General features: G+C 57.4%; 22 protein-coding genes. 9 read left to right on the top strand and 13 right to left on the bottom strand.

Annotated features, from left to right (window positions below; translation table 11 throughout):
* Positions 1-3: 3 nt before the first annotated feature.
* The 4 genes from AC5S16_RS07785 to gatB all read left to right on the top strand — a co-directional run bounded on the left by AC5S16_RS07785 (position 4) and on the right by gatB (position 4,004).
* Positions 4-405: a hypothetical protein gene (locus AC5S16_RS07785; RefSeq protein ID WP_493929476.1), complete on the top strand. Its 402-nt coding sequence runs from the start codon at positions 4-6 to the stop codon at positions 403-405.
* Positions 406-487: 82 nt separating this feature from the next.
* Positions 488-1,681: a carbohydrate porin gene (locus tag AC5S16_RS07790; RefSeq protein ID WP_493929477.1), complete on the top strand. Its 1,194-nt coding sequence runs from the start codon at positions 488-490 to the stop codon at positions 1,679-1,681.
* Positions 1,682-1,876: 195 nt separating this feature from the next.
* Positions 1,877-2,494, top strand: coding sequence for a DUF6338 family protein (locus AC5S16_RS07795; protein WP_493929478.1), 618 nt, complete (start codon positions 1,877-1,879; stop codon positions 2,492-2,494).
* Between the two features lie 34 nt (positions 2,495-2,528).
* On the top strand, positions 2,529-4,004 hold the full coding sequence (gene gatB / locus AC5S16_RS07800) for an Asp-tRNA(Asn)/Glu-tRNA(Gln) amidotransferase subunit GatB (protein ID WP_493929479.1): 1,476 nt from the start codon (positions 2,529-2,531) through the stop codon (positions 4,002-4,004).
* Here gatB and AC5S16_RS07805 read toward each other — a convergent pair.
* Genes AC5S16_RS07805 through purD form a run of 4 tightly spaced genes read right to left on the bottom strand, consistent with a single transcriptional unit; the run spans position 4,001 to position 7,007 of the window.
* Positions 4,001-4,438 (bottom strand): SRPBCC domain-containing protein, encoded by a 438-nt coding sequence (locus AC5S16_RS07805; RefSeq protein ID WP_493929480.1) that lies wholly within the window; start codon positions 4,436-4,438, stop codon positions 4,001-4,003. The genes gatB and AC5S16_RS07805 overlap by 4 nt on opposite strands.
* 36 nt (positions 4,439-4,474) lie before the next feature.
* The gene (locus tag AC5S16_RS07810; protein ID WP_493929481.1) at positions 4,475-4,972 is read right to left on the bottom strand and encodes a DinB family protein; all 498 of its coding nucleotides are present in this window, start codon (positions 4,970-4,972) and stop codon (positions 4,475-4,477) included.
* A 5-nt stretch (positions 4,973-4,977) separates the two neighbouring features.
* Positions 4,978-5,724 carry a dienelactone hydrolase family protein gene (locus AC5S16_RS07815; protein ID WP_493929482.1) on the bottom strand — a complete coding sequence of 249 codons (747 nt, stop codon included), beginning with the start codon at positions 5,722-5,724 and terminating at the stop codon, positions 4,978-4,980.
* A gap of 5 nt (positions 5,725-5,729) precedes the next feature.
* The gene (gene purD, locus AC5S16_RS07820; protein ID WP_493929483.1) at positions 5,730-7,007 is read right to left on the bottom strand and encodes a phosphoribosylamine--glycine ligase; all 1,278 of its coding nucleotides are present in this window, start codon (positions 7,005-7,007) and stop codon (positions 5,730-5,732) included.
* A 155-nt stretch (positions 7,008-7,162) separates the two neighbouring features.
* On the opposite strand from purD, the gene AC5S16_RS07825 reads away from it, so the two are divergent.
* On the top strand, positions 7,163-8,491 hold the full coding sequence (locus tag AC5S16_RS07825; RefSeq protein WP_493929484.1) for an Nramp family divalent metal transporter: 1,329 nt from the start codon (positions 7,163-7,165) through the stop codon (positions 8,489-8,491).
* 10 nt (positions 8,492-8,501) lie between these two features.
* Here AC5S16_RS07825 and AC5S16_RS07830 read toward each other — a convergent pair whose 3' ends face one another.
* Complete coding sequence (locus AC5S16_RS07830; protein ID WP_493929485.1) at positions 8,502-9,719, bottom strand: glycoside hydrolase family 18 protein; 1,218 nt, start codon at positions 9,717-9,719, stop codon at positions 8,502-8,504.
* Positions 9,720-10,112: 393 nt separating this feature from the next.
* On the opposite strand from AC5S16_RS07830, the gene acnA reads away from it, so the two are divergent.
* Positions 10,113-12,908 carry an aconitate hydratase AcnA gene (gene acnA / locus AC5S16_RS07835; protein ID WP_493929486.1) on the top strand — a complete coding sequence of 932 codons (2,796 nt, stop codon included), beginning with the start codon at positions 10,113-10,115 and terminating at the stop codon, positions 12,906-12,908.
* Between the two features lie 133 nt (positions 12,909-13,041).
* Here acnA and AC5S16_RS07840 read toward each other — a convergent pair whose 3' ends face one another.
* A complete protein-coding gene (locus tag AC5S16_RS07840) occupies positions 13,042-13,350 on the bottom strand; it encodes a putative quinol monooxygenase (RefSeq protein ID WP_493929487.1) in 309 nt (102 codons plus the stop codon).
* Between the two features lie 115 nt (positions 13,351-13,465).
* Here AC5S16_RS07840 and AC5S16_RS07845 point away from each other — a divergent pair, with 115 nt between their 5' ends.
* Positions 13,466-13,771 (top strand): winged helix-turn-helix transcriptional regulator, encoded by a 306-nt coding sequence (locus AC5S16_RS07845; protein ID WP_493929488.1) that lies wholly within the window; start codon positions 13,466-13,468, stop codon positions 13,769-13,771.
* Here AC5S16_RS07845 and AC5S16_RS07850 read toward each other — a convergent pair.
* The 7 genes from AC5S16_RS07850 to AC5S16_RS07880 all read right to left on the bottom strand — a co-directional run bounded on the left by AC5S16_RS07850 (position 13,768) and on the right by AC5S16_RS07880 (position 20,400).
* Positions 13,768-13,983, bottom strand: coding sequence for a hypothetical protein (locus tag AC5S16_RS07850; RefSeq protein ID WP_493929489.1), 216 nt, complete (start codon positions 13,981-13,983; stop codon positions 13,768-13,770). The genes AC5S16_RS07845 and AC5S16_RS07850 overlap by 4 nt on opposite strands.
* A gap of 120 nt (positions 13,984-14,103) precedes the next feature.
* Positions 14,104-15,114, bottom strand: coding sequence for an adenosine deaminase (gene add, locus AC5S16_RS07855; protein WP_493929490.1), 1,011 nt, complete (start codon positions 15,112-15,114; stop codon positions 14,104-14,106).
* Positions 15,115-15,116: 2 nt separating this feature from the next.
* Positions 15,117-15,566, bottom strand: coding sequence for a type II toxin-antitoxin system VapC family toxin (locus tag AC5S16_RS07860; protein ID WP_493929491.1), 450 nt, complete (start codon positions 15,564-15,566; stop codon positions 15,117-15,119).
* Complete coding sequence (locus AC5S16_RS07865; protein WP_493929492.1) at positions 15,566-15,823, bottom strand: hypothetical protein; 258 nt, start codon at positions 15,821-15,823, stop codon at positions 15,566-15,568. Before AC5S16_RS07865 ends, AC5S16_RS07860 begins: the two co-directional genes overlap by 1 nt.
* Before the next feature lie 57 nt (positions 15,824-15,880).
* Positions 15,881-17,401, bottom strand: coding sequence for an amino acid permease (locus AC5S16_RS07870; RefSeq protein ID WP_493929701.1), 1,521 nt, complete (start codon positions 17,399-17,401; stop codon positions 15,881-15,883).
* Positions 17,402-17,536: 135 nt separating this feature from the next.
* Complete coding sequence (locus AC5S16_RS07875; protein ID WP_493929493.1) at positions 17,537-17,692, bottom strand: hypothetical protein; 156 nt, start codon at positions 17,690-17,692, stop codon at positions 17,537-17,539.
* A 44-nt stretch (positions 17,693-17,736) separates the two neighbouring features.
* Positions 17,737-20,400 (bottom strand): ATP-dependent helicase, encoded by a 2,664-nt coding sequence (locus AC5S16_RS07880; RefSeq protein ID WP_493929494.1) that lies wholly within the window; start codon positions 20,398-20,400, stop codon positions 17,737-17,739.
* 129 nt (positions 20,401-20,529) lie between these two features.
* On the opposite strand from AC5S16_RS07880, the gene AC5S16_RS07885 reads away from it, so the two are divergent.
* A complete protein-coding gene (locus tag AC5S16_RS07885; RefSeq protein ID WP_493929495.1) occupies positions 20,530-20,775 on the top strand; it encodes an AbrB/MazE/SpoVT family DNA-binding domain-containing protein in 246 nt (81 codons plus the stop codon).
* On the top strand, positions 20,772-21,167 hold the full coding sequence (locus tag AC5S16_RS07890) for a type II toxin-antitoxin system VapC family toxin (protein WP_493929496.1): 396 nt from the start codon (positions 20,772-20,774) through the stop codon (positions 21,165-21,167). Before AC5S16_RS07885 ends, AC5S16_RS07890 begins: the two co-directional genes overlap by 4 nt.
* Positions 21,168-21,173 lie beyond the last annotated feature (6 nt).

Below are 21,173 nucleotides of genomic sequence, written 5' to 3' on the forward strand. Positions count from 1 at the left end.
GCTATGCTACGCCGCTTTTCTGCCTGTTTCGCCCTCATTGTGTGCTGCAGCCTGTGCTTTGCCCGGGCCAGCATTTTGCTGTCGAATGCTCGCAGGATCTACATCGAGAAGATGCCGGACAATCTCGATCAGTATCTGGCTTCAGCCATCTCGAAGAAGTTCCGCGGCAATGTCACCGTGGTCCTGAATCGCAGCGAAGCCGATGCCATCATGAAGGGCATCAACATCGGCGCGCAGACCACTACCCAGGCCACAGTCCAGTTAGTCGATCCTGGCGAGCGGCAAGTGCTCTGGTCCGGAACTTCAGGTGACCGCAGCTGGAGCACCCTTGAACTAAAGCACGGCGGACAGCAGAAAGTTGCCGACCACTTGATCGACAACCTGAAAAAATCTATGCAGCGATAAACCCTCGCATGCGGTTACCGTACAGCTCACGAAGCACTGAATCCGTCTATGATGGCAGGTACAGCAGTGGAGAGGAGCTCGTGTGCGCTTCTATGGCTGGCTGTCTGTTCTTATCTGTCCCACGTTGCTATTCGCGCAGACTCACTCCTGCCAGGACAACAAGGCCGGAGCATCCACGTATTCCCTTCTGCAGACTGATCTGCTCTGCCCCATATTAAGCCCGGTGGATGCGGCCAACCTGCGGCTGAAGAATGCCACGAATCTTGCGCTCACAGCTTCCTACACTTTTCTGGGCCAGTATGCGGTGGTCACGCCGGACACGCGCCACAGCCAGTTCAGCACGCGCCTCGACTTCCAGGGCACGTGGACTTTTCATACGAATGACAAGGACTCGAGCTCCATCACCATGCTCCTGCGCTCGGGCACGAACATCGGCCAGAGCCAGCAGTGGAACCTGAGCGACAGCCTCGGATCGATCCTCGGACTGAATTCGCTGCAGGGCGGCGGCGCGCAGCGTCCTGTCACCATCAACCTGCTTTATTTCAAGCAGACCTGGGATGACCAGAAAGTCGCGCTCTATATCGGCAAGCTGCACCCCAACCAGCACATCGGACTGAGCCCGGTGAATAACGATGAGTCGTCGCAGTTTCTCGGCGGTCCTTTCGACGGCAATCCATCTGAACCGCGTCTCGGCAGCTATGCGCCCGGCGCCGCGATTGAGATTGGCCCGCCGAACGGCTTTTACACGCACGCGCTGATTGTGGATGCGGAAGCCAAGCCATGGACAGGCACGCAGACGCTCCTCGACGGCCACTACTACGAATCGTGGGAAGTGGGCTGGAAGTCGCACCTGCAGACGGAGCAGGGGCGTGACATCCGCGCCGCCGTCTGGCACAACGATACGAAAGAGCTGGGCCGCGGCACCGGCGTCGGGATCGGCGCCGACTGGGAATTCGGCGACGGCTGGCTGCCCTTCGGCCGCTGGGGCATCAATGCCGCGTCGGGGTCGACGACCAAGCAGGTAGAAACAATCGGCGTCGCCAACGTCGCTCCCTTTGGCCGCGTAAAAGCTGACATGTTCGGCGCCGCCACCACCTGGACACGCCCCAGCCGTCCCGGCCAGCGCCTTGAAGAGCTGACGGAATTCTTCTACAGGCTGAAGCTGAGTAACAGCATCGAGCTCTCACCCGACGTGCAGTGGCTGCGCCATCCTTCCATTCGAAACAAGATTGAAGAGACGGCGGCGCTCAACCTGCGGCTGAAGGTGATCTTCTGATGGGGATGTACCAGGCTCATCGTCAATGGTAGAATTTCAATGTGCCTTACGTTCGTGATGGACGGCCAACAAAAAGCTCTTCTGACAGAGGTACGAAACCAACGCCTCCCGCCAAGGTGCCGCTTCCGCCTCCAGTAAGAATTCCGCCTCCACCGAAAACGGCAAGTAAATAAGACCCCTTTTCAGGCCAAGCGAATGCCCACGACGCTTGTAGCTCTTCAAATTTTTCTAATTCTTCTGCCAGGATTCTCAGCCGCTTATATTGTGCAACTGCTGGCTTTGCGAGCAGCCCAGACAGACTTGGATAAAATCACAGAAGCTTTACTCTTTAGCTTCCTCATTTATTCAGCATATCTCTTCTGTAACCACGGATCTCTTCCATTCACGCTCTCCCCGGCAGTCAAAGGAGCTGACACTCCGACAATTGTGTGGCAGACCTCCAGACTTGCATGGCTCGTAGGAATAACTTTTGCATTTGCGCTATCGATTGCTGCCTATATCAATCTGGATGGTGTACGTGTTTTCCGGCTGCTGAAGTTGACGGAACGCACATCTCGTCGATCCATCTGGAATGACATTTTTCAGGACGAAGCCAAGAACCCGCAGATTCTGCAAGTAGAGTTGGATGATGGAAGAAGTGTATTGGGTATTCTCAGCTACTATTCTGATTCAGCCGAGGACTGCTCTGTCTATCTGACACAAGCAGAGTGGGTTGGCGAGAACGGTGTAACCGTTCCTATCAAGGGTCCGGGTATCTTGCTGACAAAAAATTCGGGAATCAGGTCAATTTCCTTTCTGGACCCACCCAGTTAGTGCCAGTCACTCGGCTGCTAAAATCAAGCTATCTATGGCTACTACTGCGAGCGTGTCGCCGGATGTCCTGGCGAAGTACGAACCGGTCATCGGACTTGAAGTCCACGTCCAGTTGCTGACGGCAACCAAGGCCTTCTGCAGCTGCTCGAACAAGTTCGGCGCGCCTCCCAATACCAACGTCTGCCCTGTGTGTCTCGGGCTGCCCGGAGCGCTGCCGGTCCTGAATGAGAAGGCCGTGGAATTTGCTGCGCTGGCCGCGCTGGCGCTCAACTGCCAGGTGCGCGACCGCTCCATCTTTGCGCGCAAGAACTACTTCTATCCTGACCTGCCCAAGGGATATCAGATCTCGCAGTTCGACAAGCCGCTCGCCGAGCATGGATGGATCGACGTGCCTACGCCGCAGGGAACGAAGCGCATCGGCATCACGCGCCTGCACATGGAAGAGGACGCGGGCAAAAGCCTGCACGACGGCTTCCCCGATTCGGCCACGCGCACCTACGTCGATTTGAACCGCTGCGGCACTCCGCTGGTTGAGATCGTCAGCGAGCCCGACATCCGTACACCGGACGAAGCCTATGAGTACCTCACGCGCCTCAAGGAAATTCTGCTCTTCACCGGCGTGAGCGATTGCAACATGGAAGAAGGCTCTCTGCGCTGCGATGCCAATGTGAGCGTGCGCCCGCGCGGGCAGGAAAAATTCGGCACCAAGGCAGAAGTGAAGAACGTCAACAGCTTTCGCTTTATCCGAGCTGCGCTTGAATACGAGATCGAGCGCCAGGTGGAAGTGATCGAAAGCGGCGGCCGCGTGGTACAGGAAACACGCCTGTGGAACGCGAACGAAGGCCGCACCTACTCCATGCGCTCGAAGGAGCAGGCGCACGACTACCGTTATTTTCCCGAGCCGGACCTTCCGCCGCTCGTGCTCACCGCGCACCTCAAGGAAGAAGTCGCAAAGCTGATGCCGGAGCTGCCGGAAGCGCGCCGCAAGCGCATGATCGCCGAATACGAAATCAGCGAGCAGGACGCGCAAACGCTGACCGCAACGCGCGAGTTTGCTGACCAGTTCGAAGCCGCGGCAAAAGCCGCGAAAAGCCCGAAGCGCGTCGCTAACCTCGTGCAGAGCGAGCTGACCAGCCGCCTCAAAGCCAAGGGCCTCGAGCTTGAGCAATCGCCGATCACGATGAAGGGCATCGCTCTTGCTGCCGATCTTGCCGAAGATGGCAAGCTCTCAAGCAAGCAGCTTAAGCAGCTCTTCGACACGGCCTTCGAAACTGGCGAAGATTTCCCCGCAGTCTACGAACGCGAGAAGCCGCAGCAGATCACCGATCCGGGAGCGATTGAAAAGCTGATCGATGAAGTGATCGCCGCTAATCCAAAGCAGGTAGAGCAGTACCGCGGCGGCAAGAAGACGGTCGCGGCTTTCTTTGTCGGCCAAGTGATGAAGCTATCAAAGGGCCAGGCGAACCCGGCACTCTTGAATGAGCTGGTGACGAAGAAGCTGGACAGTTAAGCCCACAGATTCAGCGGCTCGCCTGTCTCGATCATCGACTTCAGGCGCGAGAGCAGCTTCCATGTTCCATCGACTGTGTGCTGCCGTGTCGGGTCGTCATCGTGCAGCCCGATATGCTTGACCGTCAGTTTTGTGCAGGAAGCAATCGGTTCCAGCTCATAAACCAGCTCTGATACAAAGCCCTCACCGCCCGTGCTATAAGTTGTGCGCAGAATCCGCGGTGGATCGCATTCCAGGATTGTGCCTGCCAGGTACACGGTCTCGCCGCCTTTGCCGTCATCCCCGACATAGCGGTAGCTGCTGCCGGGCTCGAAACTCGTTTCCAGACGCGCGCCGAAAAACATCTTGCGCACACCTTCGGCTCCGGTGATCGCTTCCCAGACGCGTTCCGGTTTTGCACCGATGTAGAAGATGTAGACAGGATCAGCCTGCATGATGTTCTCCCTGCGCGTAAAAAATGAACCGCTTACTTACCGGATTACTGCGCTGCCTAGAATATCGTGCACCCAATCTGGACGGAAGCCATTTACCCGTAGAACCGGAACGATCTGCGCCCAGTGTCTGGTCGCATGCACCCACACGTGCAGGAAGAGCTTCCGCTTTGTCCCGGAGATTCCGGGCCTCTGTTCGCCCGGCCGCTGAATCTGGAACTTGTCTTCGAGTGTGGTTTCCGTAGCCGTATCCAGAAATTGCCTCAGCTTCTTCGTTCCTTCGGCGTAAATTACAAAGCCCGTAGAAATACCGTGCTCCGGAAAAAGCGATGCAAGATTACTCAGCTCTTCGCCAAGCAGGCGCTGTGCTGTTCGGAACGAGGCCGCATAGATATGCCGCACGAGTTCGCCGACATTCTGCGCCCCAGCAATGTCTGTCGGGATGAGCGCGGCTTCGGGATTTGCATCGAAGAAATTTTTCCAGCGGGCAGCCGTGGCCTCGTAGTCTGCCAACAGGTCTTCAAGTGTGACAGCCATGTGACTCATACTGTAGCCAGCCTCCGGTGCAGCAGTGACAGCACCAGTCCCTTGCATTGATATTCGAGCTCCGGATCGTACCGATAGCCCTCATCGCGCATAAAGGCGTGCGCTCCGTTCACTTCCACCCATTGGTAATTTGCGCCCACTTCATCGAGGCGCGCCTTGATCTTGATGCGGCCTTCGAGCGGAACATGCGGGTCCTGACGGCCCCAGATGTGCAGCAGCTCGCCTTTTATTTCGCCAGCGCGCGCCAGCGAATTGTCGCTCTTGCCCTTGCCCAGCGATCCCGAATGGATGTCCGTCGCATAGAAGCAGGCAGCGGCGCAAATCTCAGGATTCATCGCCGCGCGGAAGGCAAGGTGCCCGCCAAGGCAGATGCCGATAACGCCCAGCCGTCCGTTGCACTGCGGCAGTGTCGGCAGGTAGCCGATCAGCGCGCGCGCATCGCCGTCGTAGGAAGACAACTCCTTCGCGTACTTGTCGACATTGCCTTTGTCAGAGCCTGCCTGGTCATAGGCGAGCACTGTGCCTGCCTCTTCCAGTTCGTGATAGACCTCAGGCACTGCGACCACATATCCATGACCGGCGATGAAAGACGCGAAGCGGCGGATCGGCCCGGTCAGCTGAAAAATCTCCGAGTAAAGAATCACGCCCGGATAGCGTCCCTCAGCCGCGGGGTGGAAGAAGTACGTGCGCATCGGGCCGGTGCCCGTGGCAATGTCGTGAACCAGATCGTCTTTGATGATCATTGGATTTATGCCTTTGGGTTGAGCGCGCGGTGGCCAATGTCGCGACGGTAGTACATGCCGTCGAAGTGAATTTTGCCGATGCCCTCATAGGCGAGACCGAGAGCATCTTCGAGCGTATCAGCAGCAGCGGTCACTGCCAGCACACGGCCGCCATTTGTCAGATATGTGCCGTCGAGCAGCGACGTTCCTGCATGAAATACCTCAACGCCGGGAATCGTTGCTGCTTCATCGAGGCCGGTGATTTTCTGGCCAGTCGTATAGCTGCCGGGGTACCCATTCGAAGCGGCTACCACGCAAGCTGAAGCGCCGGAACGCCAGCGCAACGCAGTCTCGCTTAAAAGGCCTTTCGCACTGGCTTCGAGAGCATCCACCAGATCGCTTTCGAGGCGCACCAGAATTGCCTGCGTCTCCGGATCGCCGAAGCGCGCGTTGTATTCCAGCACCATGGGGCCGCGCGCGGTCATCATCAGCCCGCAGTAAAGCACCCCGGCAAAGGGTGTGTCCTCTTCAGCCATGCCGTCGATGGTCGGCTGCACAATGTGGTGCAGAATCCAGTCGCGCATCTGCTGGTCGAGCATGGTGTCCGTCGAATAAACGCCCATGCCGCCGGTATTCGGGCCGGTGTCGCCTTCTCCGATGCGCTTGTGGTCCTGCGCAGGAAGCAGTGGAGTGACATGTTTGCCGTCGCTCAGCACAAGAAGCGATATCTCTTCGCCCTGAAGGAATTCTTCGATCACAATGCTGGTTTCGACCGAACCGAGAAGCTTCCCGCTGAAGAGCCCGGCAATCGCATCCTGCGCTTCTTTCTCTGTCTGGCAGATGAGCACACCTTTGCCGGCAGCCAGGCCATCGGCCTTGATGACGACCGGCAGATGAAAAAGGCCTAGCGCGCCCAGAGCTTCTTCCTGCGTGGCGCATACGGCGTAATTTGCCGTGGGAATCTTATAGCGCTGCATGAAGCGCTTGGCGAAGGACTTGCTCGTTTCAAGCATGGCCGCGGCCCGCGTCGGCCCGAACACAGGCAGGCTCCGGCGCTGCAGCTCGTCCACCAGTCCGAGCGCCAGTGGGGCCTCGGGGCCAACCACTGTCAAATCAGGATCTTCTGCCGCAACGACGCGCAGCAGGTCATTGATATCTTTCTGATTTGCCTGGACGAGCCGCGCCACCTGCGCGATGCCGCCATTGCCCGGCGCACACACCACTTCACTCACGCGGGGCGATTTGCGAATGGACCACGCAAGAGCGTGCTCCCGGCCTCCCGAACCGATAACGAGGACTTTCATGCCTGCCTGATGGTCTCCTGTTTTCTTTTCAAAGGCTACAGCACCGCCGGAGAGCCGCCAAGTCTGGACCGTTGGATCAATAATTGTTAATAAAATTAAGTTAACTATGGTTTACTTAAAGACGGAATCACCCTATACTCAGACGAAAGTAAACGATGGCCTTTTTTTCAACCCAATCCACGGCAGGAACAGTCCGGCAGAAGCTGCCGCGGATGCGCACATCGGAGCTGTGGTACTACTTCGGACCCGCCTTCGTCGCCAGCATCGCCTACATTGACCCCGGCAACTTTGCGACCAACTTCGATGGAGGAGCGCGCTTCGGCTATCGCCTGCTCTGGGTGCTGCTGTGGTCCAATGCCATGGCGATTCTCATTCAATACCTCGCCGCCAAGCTCGGCATTGCCACAGGAAGAACGCTGCCCCAGAACTGCCGCGATCATTTCTCTCGCCCGACGACCATCGGTCTTTGGATTGCCGCCGAGATATCCGCCCTCGCCACCGACATGGCAGAATTCCTGGGCGCAGCCCTTGGCTTCTATCTGCTGTTCGGCCCGTGGCTCACCGGTTTCGGCTGGAGCAAGACAGAAATCCTGCTTGGCGCTGCGATTCTCTCAGCCATCTGCGTCTTCGCCATTCTTGCGCTTGAACTGTGGGGCTTCCGCCGGCTGGAGCTCGCCATTATGGGCTTCGTCTGCATCATTGGACTCTGCTATGCCGTCGAGATGTTCTTCATTCATCCCGACTGGAAGGCCATCGCAATCCATACGCTTGTCCCTACCATCGACAGCAGGAGCATCTACATCGCTGTCGGCATGCTGGGCGCGACCGTGATGCCGCACGTGGTATACCTGCATTCCGCGCTGGTGCAACCGCGCGTGCAGAGTGAAACGGCGGACACGCCTCGCCGCCGTTATCTTTCGCGCCTGCGGCATCTGCGCTTCGAGACCATCGATGTCTTTGCCGCAATGAACGCTGCGTGGCTGGTCAATTCCGCAATGATCGTCGTATCGGCAGCGGCCTTTGCCGGGCGTCAGTGGCAGAACGGCATGTCGATTGAAGAGGCGCATCGCACGCTGGGACCGCTGCTCGGCCCGACGTCGGCTGTGGTCTTTGCCATTGCGCTGTTATGCTCAGGGCTTTCTTCGTCCACGGTAGGAACCATGGCGGGGCAGGTCATCATCGAAGGCTTTCTCGAAGTGAAGTTCAGCATCTTTCTGCGGCGGCTGCTGACGCTCATTCCCGCAATCATTGTCATTGCCACAGGGCTTGATCCGCTGAAGATTCTCATCCTCTCGCAGGTGGCATTAAGCTTCACGCTGCCGTTCGCGCTGGTGCCGCTGCTGCTGCTCACCAGCAACAGCAATGTGATGGGAGAATTCGTAAACCGCCCGCCGATCCGATTATTGGGCTGGCTCACGATAAGCATTATTCTTGCGTTGAATGGCTTTCTTATTTGGCAGGCGATCTTCGGTCAGGGCGCTTAATCGCAGCTGATTACTGCCTTCCAGAATTATTGCCCGCCGACGGAACTCCGGCCACCTGCTGCTCGACAGGCTCACGCAGCCCTTTGTTCACTGCCTTCAGCAGTTGCGCATCGCTCGCATCCTCGCCGAGCTCCCACACCATCACGCCGCCAAGCTGGTGCTTCCCTGCATAGGAGCCCTTGAAGCGCGCCGAAACGGGGTCTTCATAAGTCCAGAAGGTATTGCCGTCATAGAGCCACGGCGCCTGTGCTGCGGGGTCGCGATACACGGTTGACGCGCTGACAATCGTCTGGATATAGCTGTAGGGCCAGTCCTCATGCACGGACTCACCCGGCTGGTAAAGCCCATGATTCTCCGCACTCACTGATTTCCATGAATAGCCATAGAAGGGCACGCCCAGCAAAAGTTTGCCCGCAGGCACGCCCGCTTCTTCATAAGCGCGAATGGTGCCATCGGCGCTACCGCCGTGGTCGCTGTAGAGCGGCGCGTGGAAGCCGGTTTCCTTGTGCCACGGTCCGATGTAGTCGTAGTTCATCAGGCCGACCAGGTCAACTATCTTCGCGACTGCCCCAAAGTCCACGCCGTGGTACATGCGCGGATGCGGCCCTGCCGCCACTGTCAGCCTCAACCCTGGCTGCGCGGCCTCGAGCTGCTTGCGGAACTCCTGCAGCAATGCGGTGTAATTCTCCGCGTCGTCATCAGACGGATACTCCCAGTCAATATCAAAGCCCGCAAAGACTCCCGGAGCGTGAATGCCGGGCGCAAAGTTTCCGTATACGAACATGTCAATGCACGATGCGACGAATGCAGCGCGGTTTTCCGGCTTTGCGGCTTCAGCAAAAGCAGAGGCCTTGCCTTCGAGCGAAATCAGAATCTTCATCTGCGGATAGAGCTTTTTGAGTTCCTGCAGCTGATGGAAGCTGCCGCGCAGAGGCGATGCCGGGTCATCCACTGAGCCATCGACACTGTTCGCAGCGGTGTAGGTCAGGTTCAGGTCTGCATTAGGGTCGGCGACGGCGCATCGCGCATTACTGATGTGGCCCTGCGCGTAATTCAGCTGATCGAGCAGTGGCGCAGATCCGCTGGTGATGAGATTTTTTACGAAATACTGCGGCTGGTTATAAATGCCCCACTGGGGAAAATAGCCGATCAGCAATGGCTTTGTTTCAGCGGCGCGGGCCACCAGAGACAACACGAGAAAGGTATACAGAGATAAGCGGCGCCACATGGTCGCGTATGAATCCTTTGAAAAAATACGTGCTCACTGGAATTTCTTCTCGGCGATACATAGCCGCGAGATAGGCTTGCTAAGGTGATCTATAGGAAAGACGCACCCGCGCGCACGGTGGTTGCAGGAGATTCGAAAGGGCCGCGTTAAAATATTGTCAGGATCATGAATTATCCCGCCCCGCCCCGCCTGAAGCGTTTTCGTCGCGGCCGCCCGGACCGTGGACGAAAGACCATCGCCTGATTAATCTTTGAGTGTAGAAATTTCGCGTGGAATTGAGCGCGCCGCAATCGGTGTCCCCGGAATGCGCGGTTTCGCGTTCTGGGGTGATCATGCGTGTGCAGCATCCGCGCGACTGAAGATTTGCGTCCCACCATAAAAAGGAAGGAACCAATGAGCCAGTCTGGAAATAGCTTTGGCAGCCGGTCTGAGTTGCAAACCGGCAATCGTACCTATGAAGTTTTCCGCCTCGATGCACTCGAAAAAAAAGGCGTGAATCTATCGCGCCTGCCCTACAGCCTGCGCATTCTGCTTGAAAACCTGCTGCGGCAGGAGGACGGCAAGAGTGTCACCGCCGACGATATCGAATTCCTCGCCAAATGGGACCCGGAGGCCGAGCCTTCGCGCGAAATTGCCTACATGCCTGCGCGCGTTCTCATGCAGGACTTCACCGGCGTCCCGGCCATCGTCGATCTCGCGGCGATGCGCGACGCCATGAAGCAGCTGGGCGGCGATCCGCAAAAGATCAATCCGCTGCAGCCAGCGGAGCTGGTCATCGACCACTCCGTGCAGGTCGATGAGTTCGGCACGAAGAATTCCTACTCGCTGAATGCGATGCTCGAGTTCCAGCGCAACCGAGAGCGCTATGCCTTCCTCAAGTGGGGACAGTCGGCCTTTCATAACTTCTCCGCTGTGCCTCCGGGGATGGGCATCTGCCATCAGGTGAATCTCGAATACCTCGCCCGCGTCGTCTTCACTACAGAAGGCGACAAGCCGCGCGCTTATCCTGACACGCTGGTCGGCACCGATTCGCACACCACGATGATCAACGGCCTCGGCGTTCTTGGATGGGGCGTCGGCGGCATCGAAGCTGAAGCCGCGATGCTGGGCCAGCCGGTTTCGATGCTGGTGCCGCAGGTTGTCGGCTTCAAGCTCACCGGCAAGCTGCGCGAAGGCGCAACCGCAACTGATCTCGTGCTGACCGTGACCGAGATGCTGCGCAAGCTCGGTGTCGTAGGCAAGTTTGTCGAGTTCTACGGATCGGGCATCGGTGAATTGCCCCTCGCCGATCGCGCCACCATCGGCAACATGGCGCCCGAATACGGCGCAACCTGCGGCATCTTTCCTGTCGATGCGGAGACGCTGCGCTACCTCAAGCTCACGGGCCGCAGCGATGAGCAGATCAAGCTGGTCGAGACCTATTACAAAGAGCAGGGACTCTTCCATAGCGCCGACTCGCCGGAAGCTGAATATTCGCAGACCATCTCGCTCGATCTCGCAACCGTTGAGCCAAGCGTTGCCGGTCCCAAGCGACCGCAGGACCGCGTGCGCCTGAGCGAAACCGGTGCTGGTTTCAAGAAGCAACTGCCGAATCTGCTCGGACCGAATGCCGACAAGAATGGCGTGCGCCAGGTCGTCCGCTGGGAGGGTGAAGGCGGCCATCCTGCTGAGACTGCGGATGCAGCACAGGGCGTACATGAGTCCGGCCCTGTATCGACGGTGAAGGAACGCTTTGGCGTGGACGTGGACAAGTATCTCGACCACGGCTCCATCGTCATCGCTGCGATCACCAGCTGCACGAACACGTCGAATCCCTCGGTCATGGTTGCTGCCGGAATCCTGGCGAAGAAGGCGGTCGAAAAGGGACTCGCTGTTCCGCCGTGGGTCAAGACCTCGCTTGCTCCCGGCTCGCGCGTTGTGACCGATTACTACGAGAAGTCCGGCCTGCTGCCGTATCTTGAAAAGCTGCGCTTCAACGTTGTCGGATACGGCTGCACTACATGTATTGGAAATTCCGGCCCGCTGCCGACTGATATCTCGAAATCGATTGAAGACCACGGCCTGGTTGCGGTCTCGGTGCTGAGCGGCAATCGCAACTTTGAGGGTCGCATCAACTCCGACGTGCGCGCGAACTATCTCATGTCGCCGCCGCTGGTTGTGGCGTATGCTCTTGCGGGACGCATCGATCTTGATCTTGAGAAAGAAGCGCTGGGCAAGGGCAAGGATGGCCAGCCAGTGTATCTCAAGGAAATCTGGCCGACGCAGAAGGAAGTCTCCGACATTGTTGCCTCATCCATCGACTCCGACATCTTCCGCAAGGAGTATGCAACGGTGGCCGATGGCGACAGCAACTGGCAGGGATTGAAATTCCCGAGCGGCGACGTCTACCAGTGGGAGGCGGACTCGACCTACATCCGCAAAGCTCCATACTTTGATGGAATGCCGGCTAAGCCTGCGGCGGTCGAAGACATCAAGGGTGCGCGCGTGCTCGCTGTTCTGGGCGACAGCGTGACTACTGACCACATCTCGCCCGCCGGATCGATCAAGCTAAACGGTCCTGCAGGCAAGTACCTCACCGAGCACGGCGTAAAACCAGCAGACTTCAATTCCTATGGCTCGCGCCGCGGCAACCATGAAGTCATGGTGCGCGGAACCTTTGCCAATGTGCGTCTGCGCAACAAGCTCGCTCCGGGAACCGAAGGGGGCGTTACGCGCCTGCTGCCGGAAGGCGAACAAATGAGCATCTTCGACGCGAGCGTGAAGTACGCCGAGCGCAAGACCCCGCTCGTTATTCTCGCCGGAAAGGAATACGGCTCAGGCTCATCGCGCGACTGGGCAGCCAAAGGTCCGCGCCTGCTCGGCGTGCGTGCTGTGATTGCGGAAAGCTACGAGCGCATTCACCGCTCGAACCTGGTCGGCATGGGCATTCTGCCGCTGCAATTTGCGGACGGACAGAATGTGGAGAGCCTCGGACTGACGGGCGAGGAAGTTTTCGATTTCCCGGGACTGAAGGCTCTGCTCGACGCAAAGTTTGCCAACGGACGTACGTTGAAGGTAAAGGCAACCTCGCCGGATGGCAAGGTCAAGGAATTCGAGACCAAAGTCCGCATCGACACGCCACAGGAAATTCTTTACTACGAGAATGGCGGTATCCTGCAGTACGTCCTGCGCCAGCTCGCTGGCAAGTAACTATATTTGGGTGCCCCACGTTCGCGTTAGCTAACGTGGGAGGTTCGCAGGGTATTCCAATTATCGCTTTTGGAAAGAACTGGATGAACAACCCCAGGTTAGCTTTCGCGAACCTGGGGCACCAAATATGGCTTTATTTTCTGCGGCTCACTCCAGTCACCTGATAATGCCGCATCTCGGCGATCTCTTTCACAAAACTCCCAATCACAGCAAAGAACGGCGGAAAGTTCGGGCCTTTACGAAAGCCCTGCATATGTGCCTCGCCTGATGTCCATTCAATGCGCAATGTGTACGCCGTAGAATCCTCCTCACACACTGACAGTTCGTAAGCAAGACATTCCGGCGCAGCATCCAGGCTTGCGCTCGCTTTTTTGTATGCCTCGACCAGCTCCGCGCCGCGCGCAGCATCTTTTACCGTATAGCGAATGTATTCAATAATCATGCCGTTTTAGCTATATCACTCATAGATACGGCAAACAATTACGCACAAATTTGTGCCTGCCGGAGCGTAAGGATGGAGCGGTACACTCGTAGCCATGCAACTGGATGAATGCACTGTGAAAACGACGATCGACGTCATTGGAGGCAAGTGGAAGCCGCTGATTCTCCGTGAACTGAAAGATGGACCGCGGCGCTTCGGAGAGCTGCGAAGAGCAGTGCCCGGAGTCCGCCACAAAGTACTCACTGAGCAGCTCAGACAGCTCGAAGCAGAGGGGATTCTTTTCAGGACCGTGCAGGCAGAGGCATCTGTTGTTTACACGGAGTACAAGCTCAGTGAATATGGCGAGACCTTGAAGCCGATTCTGCAGCAGATGGCAGACTGGGGACTGCATCACCGCGAGAGGCGGGAGGCGCTGGTCTAAACGCCAACTCCGTAATCAGCCGATGGAATCTGGTCGCCCGCATGCGAGTAGAAATCGTAAGGCGTGCGGCGATTGAATTTATAGCGCAGGCGCAGCTCGCGGCCCACATAGAGACCCAGCGCAACGACTCCTACTGCAACCGAAGTCCAGCCAATCGTCTTCAGGGCAATTGCGGACTCATCTTTTTTTCTCAGACTTGGCAACACGATCACTTTTGCCTTCTTTCCCGATCGAAAAAGCCTTTCTTTCCGCAACGCCCTCATGCCGTCATCATAGCGCACTTTGCGGACGCTTTGCCTGTATGGTGCGCATCGGCAACGTGCCGTATCTCTTTAGACATACTCTTCTATTTGATGTAACCATCGCACTTTTTGTTCCGGCGGAAGGAAGCTCGCTTCGATGGCATTCGCCGCCAGCTCGCGCAAATGCTCCTGGGTAAAGCCGAATTCTTCATGCGCCAGCAGGAACTCGCCTTCGAGATCGCTGCCAAACATCGTCGGATCGTCTGAGTTGAGCGTCACCATCAGGCCGGAATCGAAGTACTGCCGAACGGGATGGGCTTCGAGATTCGCAAGGCAGCCGGTTTTGACATTGGATGTCATGCAGATTTCGAGCGGTACCTGGCGTTCTGCCAGCAGGTGCATCAGCTCGGGGTCATGGATTGCAGTCAGCGCATGCCCCAACCGTTCCGCGCCGATGTTCAGCGCGCCCCAGATGCTCTCCGGGCCCACGGATTCGCCGGCGTGAACCGTCAATCGCAGGCCGGCATCGCGCGCTTCGCTGTAGAGCTCGCGGAACATCTCGGCTGGCCCCTTGCGCTCATCGCCGCCAATGCCGATGCCCACAATGCTCGGGTATTCACGTTTCATCTCGGCGGCTTTCTGGAAGACGCGCGCCGCGGGTTCCAAACCAAACTGCCGCACAGCATCGAATATCCAGTACAGGGTGATGCCGAAGTCCTGCTCGGCTTTTATGCGTGCCCGTTCCATCGCGGCAAAGATCGGCTCAAACTCGGAACGCCCCCAGAAGTAAACGACGCCTACGGCGACATACGCCTCAGCATGGACTACTCCCTGCCCCGCAAGCTGCTGCAACATTTTGTAAGTAATCAGCTCATAGTCTTCCGGAGTGCGCAGCCGCTCGGTGACTGCCTTGAACGCCATGAGGAATCCGGTGAAGTCTGTGTATTGATAGAGGGCCTGCGCTTGCTCCAGCGTCAGCGGCTCAGCATCATGCCGACGGCTCAACTCGACCAGCGTCTCCGGAGTGATCGTGCCTTCGAGATGCAGATGCAGTTCTGCTTTGGGGAGCCGGCGGAGGAATGCCTGAAGCTGATCCGGCATAGCTATTTCACTTCCTCAGGATGTATTGGCTTGATTTCCTGGTACCTGCTGAAATCCTTAATATTAAAGGTAAGAATATGGTCAATTCCATGCACACGCATGGATGCAACAAGCCTTGCATCGTGCACTTGCACGCCGGAAACTTTGTATTTCACAAGCAATTCGCGCCAGATATCGTGGATCAGCGGCGTGTCCGGCAAAAGCCGCAGTTTTCCTTCGAATGATCGGGCGCGCAAGTCCGCTTCGTGGGGACTAAGCCCGAATCCATTTCGTTCCATCGGGCGTGTGCACGCATTCCAGAACTCTCCCAGGTTTTGCGAAGTGTAAAAAAGGTCGCAGCCCTGACCTGCAAGCAGAGAAAGCGCTATCTCTACAATCGGGAAATCCTTGTTATGAGGCTGTACCCAGCGGAGCAGAATATTACTGTCGATAAGAAAGGGCTGGGCTGGCATTACTCCCGGCCTTCGTAGAAGCTCTCTCGCGAAAATGCGCTTGTCGGAAGATTGGGTAAGTTTTCAGAGCCTTCTCCCATAGCCCGCAGCATCTCGCGCACATCATCCGGCGTCAGTTTTTTGACAGGCTTCGGATGTAATTCCAGAGCTTCCATTACAAGCTCCCGCGTGTACTGCTCAACCGCAATCCCGCGGGCAGCCGCTTCTGCCACGATTCGAGCTTCTATCTCTGGATTGAGTTCTAACTGAACAGTCATGATTTACCCCCCACTTAAAGGGTATCGCAGGCCAGTCAGAAACTTCCAGAGCGCTTCTTATCGCATCTTCTGCGCGGGGCAGAACTCGCTCCGCTTGCGGCTGTAGAAGAAATAAATCAGCAGTCCGATCCCCAGCCAGACAAAAAAGCGCAGCCAGGTCATGATCGGCAGTCCGGCCATCAGCAGCACGCAGAAGATAATGCTCAGAACCGGCAGCACAGGGCCGCCGGGACATCGGAAACTGCGGTGACGCTGCGGATCCTTATAGCGCAGAATCAACACGCCCGCCGATACCAGCACAAACGCAAACAGCGTCCCGATATTCGACAAGTCAGAGAACGTCCCGATATCGAGCAGTCCCGCCGGCAGCCCGACCACAAATCCAGCCACCCAGGTCGAAACCGCGGGCGTCCGGTAGCGCGGATGCACCTTTGAAAAGACCGAAGGAAGCAGGCGGTCGCGCGACATGGCAAACCACACCCGCGCCTGCCCGATCTGGAAGACCAGGATCGACGAAATCATGCCCAGCAGCGCGCCGATAAGAATCGCCAGCCGCACCCAGTGCAGCGATGCGCTCCCTGTTGCCACCGACAGCTTGCGCAGCGTATTGACCACTGGCGCCGCGTCGCCGACAAGCTGGTCCCACTTGATCAGTCCCGTCAGCACCACCGCCACGCCAATGTAGAGCACGGTGCAGATCAACAGCGTCGCCAGAATGCCGATCGGCACATCACGCTGCGGATTCTTGCATTCCTCCGCCGCGGTCGAAACCGAATCAAACCCGATGTAGGTGAAGAAAATGATCGAGCCGCCCGTCAGCAGTCCCGACCATCCGTTGGGATAAAACGGATGCCAGTTCGAAGGATGAATGAAGTGCGCGCCAAAGGCAATGAAGACGAGGATGGCCGCAATCTTCAGCAGCACCATGACGTTGTTGGTCTCTGCCGACTCGCGGATGCCGCGCACCAGTACGACCGTCAGAATCATGACGATCAGGAATGCAGGCCAGTTAAAGCCGAAGTGCCATCCCGGCGCGTACAGCACATTGCCGTGAAAGTCCTGCAAGCCACTGGGCAGATAGGCAGGCGAAATCCATTGCGGCGCCGGATGAATGCCCAGCCAGTCCAGCAGATCGACCACATGCGCGGCAAAGCCGACCGAAACCGCCATGTTTGAAAAGGCATATTCCAGAATCAGGTCCCAGCCGATGATCCACGCAATCAGCTCACCCAGCGTCGCGTAGGTATAGGTATAGGCCGAGCCTGCAATCGGAATCATCGATGCGAGCTCCGCATAACAGAGACCGGTGAAGGCGCAGACAATCGCAACCAGTACGAGCGACAATGCCAGCGCCGGTCCTGCTCCCGGACGCCCGATGAGCGCCGTATGATGCACCAGGTAATCCAGTACAGGCGTATTCAGAATCGACGAGGTGTCGAACTGCTCGCCCGCAATCGCCGTGCCGATGACAGTGAAAATCCCCGAGCCAATGACCGCGCCAACGCCCAGCGCGGTAAGCGACCACGGCCCGAGCGTCTTCTTAAGGCTGTGCTCCGGCGATTCCGAGTCGCTGATCAGTTTGTCGATCGATTTTCTGGCGAAGACCTGTGTCGGCAGAACCCTGACTCCTGCAGTTCTAATGAGGGGAGTGTAGCCGCTCGGGGCCTGTCCCGCGAAGCAAAATCGGCAGGACAGGCCTCATTTCAGCGAGCGCTAGCGCTTGCTCTGTCCGCGTACCAGTTTCCTGACCTTCTTCTTGTTCGAGCCGCGCGGAGTGGTCCGCTTGGCCTTGGGAGCAGCCTTTTTGCGCGCTGCGCGCTTCACTTTCTTGCGTTCTTCTGTGCTTTCAATCTTCTTGGTATTTGCCATTCTCTATGAATCTCTCTGAAAATTTTTCGGATCGTGAACAGCCGTCACAGCCGTTCCAGCTGGGCAAACTTCTCCACCAGCTTTTTCACACCGAACCTTGTAAATTGTACCGTGATCTTCGCGTCTTCACCGTCTCCTTCGCGCCGGAAGACCACGCCTTCGCCGTATTTCGGGTGCCGGACGCGCTGTCCGCTCTTGAATCCTGTTTTGCCTTTCGGCTCGGAAACCTCGACCTTAGGCCGCGTCGAATTCGCGCCATGAGCGCCGCCCCTGGACCCAAAGAACTGCGCGATGTTATCCAGCGATTCGCCTTCACGCCCGGAAACTGAAGTACGTGATGATGTAGATGTAGAGCGGTTGCGCTGCGCTATAGGCCGCTGATCTTCATCCTCGTAGTTGTAATGACGGCTGCCTTCAAAGTCATCGTCATACGAAGACCTCCGGCGCATCCAAGACGGCTGCTCCGTGTAGGAAGCGGCATATCCGCCCCAGCCCGAAGAGCGCTGCTGCCCGCCGCTGAGGTCTTCGAGCAGCTGTGGCGGCACTTCTTCGAGAAACCGCGACGGCATCGAGGCTTCCGGCATGTCATTGCCATAGCGCCGGCGGTAGCGCGCCCGCGTCAGCACAAGAACATCCATCGCCCGCGTCATGCCGACGTAGGCAAGCCGGCGCTCTTCTTCCATCTGCTCCGGATCATTCAATGTCCGCGAGTGCGGAAACAGACCTTCTTCCATTCCCGCAAGCAGCACCAGCGGGAACTCGAGCCCCTTGGCCGAATGCAGCGTCATCAGCGTAACGTGCGCGTTGGCGTCATACTTGTCGGTATCGCTCACCAGCGCCGCATGGTCCAGAAATTCATCCAGAGTTTCGCCTCGCTCCTGCGCATCCTGCGCCGCGTTCGCCAGTTCCTTCAGGTTCTCAATCCGCGAAAAGGCTTCCGGCGTGCCCTCTTCCTCAAGCGCGCGAATATATCCGCTGCGGTCGATGACGAAGCGGATCAGCTCAGGCAGTGTCGCCGCAGCGCCTGGTTTGCGAAAACCCGGAACAGCTTCCGGAACTGCCTTTTCCTGGGTGCCTGATGCTGGTTCTTCGTCCGCATCCTCTGCAAACGGATTGAACTCCGAGGCATCGAAAGCCACATCATTGTCTGAGAACGCAAACCCATGCTGCTCGGCATCGCCGAATTCAAAGCTCGTATCTTCATCTGAAGCTGGCGCAGCTTCATCCACAGCAACATCAGCAGTCAGCTTCTCTGCGAGCTCCGCTGAGAGCATTGCCCGCGCATCCTCAATCAGCTTGCGAAATGCATCGAGCGAAATGCAGGCTCTCGTTGGGACGAGCCGCTCCGCCAATGCCCGTTCGATCGCATTCCATGTGCTCGTGCCGGTTTCAAGCGCAATCCGCTCCAGCGTTTCGAGCGTCGCTTTTCCGATCCCGCGCGCCGGCGTATTGATCACCCGCTGCAGCGCAATCGAGTCATGCGGATTCTGCACCAGCTTCAGATAACTCAGCAGGTCTTTGATCTCCGACCGCTCATAGAATGAGAAGCCGCCCACCATCGTGTAGCTGATACCGTACCGCCGCAGCGCCTCTTCAACCAGGCGCGACTGCGAATTCGTCCGGTAGAGCACGGCCACGCGCACATCTTCGTGTTCCTGCCCAGCCTTGCGCAGATACTTCTGGATGTAGTCGGCAATAAACAGCGCTTCATTCTCGCCATCCGGAGCTTCGTAGTAGCCGATCTTCGCTCCGCCCTCGCGCGCCGTCCACAGATGCTTGCCCTTGCGCTGCGAGTTGCGCGCCACCACCGCGCCCGCCGCTTCCAGAATGATCTGCGTTGAGCGATAGTTCTGCTCGAGACGAATCACCTTCGCGTCGGGAAAGTCCTTCTCAAACTCCAGAATGTTGCGGATGTCCGCGCCGCGCCATGAGTAGATGCTCTGGTCTTCATCGCCCACCACACAGACATTCTTCGTCTCCCCGGCGAGCAGCTTCATCAGCTCATACTGCGGACGGTTCGTGTCCTGATATTCATCAATCAGCAGGTAGCGATAGCGGCGGTTGTATTTCTCGCGCACATCGGCAGAAGACTTGAGCAACCGCACCGCTTCGAGCAATAGATCGTCGAAATCAAGTGCGTTGTTCTTGCGCAGCTCTTTCCTGTAAGCCTCAAAGATGTGGGCGATTTTCTCGCTGAGGGGATCGGCGGATTGCAGGTAGTACTCCTGCGGATCGATCATGTGGTTCTTCGCCCAGGAAATCTTCGACAGCACGACGCGCGGCGTCAGCTGCTTGTCATCGAGACCCATGCGCCGCATGATCTGCTTCACCAGGTTCTGCTGATCACTCTCGTCATAGATGGCGAAGGTCTTTGTCAGGCCTTCATTGCCGATGCGCAGCGCTTCGATGTCCCGACGCAGCATCCGCACGCAGAGGGAGTGGAAGGTCGCAATCAGCGGCTTGGCCAGCGTCGAATGCCCGATCAGCTTGTCGACGCGCTCGCCCATCTCGGCTGCGGCCTTGTTGGTAAAGGTCACCGCGAGAATGGCATCGGGAGCAACGCCGCGCTCCTGGATCAGGTACGCAATGCGATGCGTAATGACGCGCGTCTTGCCTGACCCCGCGCCGGCAAGGATCAGAACCGGGCCGTCCACGGCCTCTACCCCAGCCCGTTGCTGGGGATTCAACTTGTCGAGTAACTGCTGCAAAATGGGTTCCCGGAATGTTGTTTCGGTAGGCTCTTCTTTTAGTGTATCGCGCTTCACCCTGCGCGCATCTGCGATTTTCATTACTAAAAAGTAAGGAATCAGACTATGATTAAGGAAGGAGTAGGGCATATGGCAGCATCCACCATTACCTCTAAAGGACAGATCACAATTCCTATTGAAGTACGTATCGAACTTGGCGTGAGCACGGGTGACCGCATTGAATTTGTCCGCAATCAGGAAACAGGCCATTATGAAGTAATCCCTGCTACTGTTTCCATACAATCGCTTAAAGGCATTCTCCCAAAACGGAAGAAGCCAGTCAGCATCCATGAAATGAATGAGGCTATTGCCGAGGGAGGAGCCTCTGCGCGGTGATAGGCCTCGATACGAATGTGCTAGTGCGATATTTTGCCCGGGATGATCCAGCCCAGTTCTCGAAGGCATCAGCGCTGATCGGATCTCTCACAGCAGAGAACCCAGGCTATATCACGATCGCTTCGGTAGTGGAATTGGTGTGGGTCCTGACTCGGGCCTATCAGGCTGACCGTGGCACTGTCATTCATATCCTTGAGGAACTGTTGAGAGCGAAAGAAATTATTGTTGAGCAATCGCCTCTCGTGTGGCAGGCACTGCACTTGTATAAAGTTTCAAAGGCAGATTTTGGCGATTGTCTTATCGAACGGTCCTGCCATGCCGCAGGTTGTCACTACACAGTAACTTTCGACAGCGCGGCGGCCAAGACAGCAGGAATGCGTCTGATTAAGTAAACTTCC

It is taken from the genome of Acidobacterium sp. FHG110202_01 (genome assembly GCF_059115305.1).

Coding starts and splice junctions, on each gene's coding strand:
- AC5S16_RS07810 (WP_493929481.1), bottom strand. CDS start 4,972: ATGGCTGTCACACTTGAAGACCTGTTGGCAGACTACGAGGCCACGGCT.
- AC5S16_RS07815 (WP_493929482.1), bottom strand. CDS start 5,724: ATGATCATCAAAGACGATCTGGTTCACGACATTGCCACGGGCACCGGC.
- AC5S16_RS07885 (WP_493929495.1), top strand. CDS start 20,530: ATGGCAGCATCCACCATTACCTCTAAAGGACAGATCACAATTCCTATT.
- purD (WP_493929483.1), bottom strand. CDS start 7,007: ATGAAAGTCCTCGTTATCGGTTCGGGAGGCCGGGAGCACGCTCTTGCG.
- AC5S16_RS07825 (WP_493929484.1), top strand. CDS start 7,163: ATGGCCTTTTTTTCAACCCAATCCACGGCAGGAACAGTCCGGCAGAAG.
- AC5S16_RS07830 (WP_493929485.1), bottom strand. CDS start 9,719: ATGTGGCGCCGCTTATCTCTGTATACCTTTCTCGTGTTGTCTCTGGTG.
- AC5S16_RS07875 (WP_493929493.1), bottom strand. CDS start 17,692: ATGGCAAATACCAAGAAGATTGAAAGCACAGAAGAACGCAAGAAAGTG.
- AC5S16_RS07785 (WP_493929476.1), top strand. CDS start 4: ATGCTACGCCGCTTTTCTGCCTGTTTCGCCCTCATTGTGTGCTGCAGC.
- AC5S16_RS07795 (WP_493929478.1), top strand. CDS start 1,877: ATGCCCACGACGCTTGTAGCTCTTCAAATTTTTCTAATTCTTCTGCCA.
- AC5S16_RS07805 (WP_493929480.1), bottom strand. CDS start 4,438: ATGCAGGCTGATCCTGTCTACATCTTCTACATCGGTGCAAAACCGGAA.
- AC5S16_RS07860 (WP_493929491.1), bottom strand. CDS start 15,566: ATGCCAGCCCAGCCCTTTCTTATCGACAGTAATATTCTGCTCCGCTGG.
- AC5S16_RS07865 (WP_493929492.1), bottom strand. CDS start 15,823: ATGACTGTTCAGTTAGAACTCAATCCAGAGATAGAAGCTCGAATCGTG.
- acnA (WP_493929486.1), top strand. CDS start 10,113: ATGAGCCAGTCTGGAAATAGCTTTGGCAGCCGGTCTGAGTTGCAAACC.
- add (WP_493929490.1), bottom strand. CDS start 15,114: ATGCCGGATCAGCTTCAGGCATTCCTCCGCCGGCTCCCCAAAGCAGAA.
- gatB (WP_493929479.1), top strand. CDS start 2,529: ATGGCTACTACTGCGAGCGTGTCGCCGGATGTCCTGGCGAAGTACGAA.
- AC5S16_RS07840 (WP_493929487.1), bottom strand. CDS start 13,350: ATGATTATTGAATACATTCGCTATACGGTAAAAGATGCTGCGCGCGGC.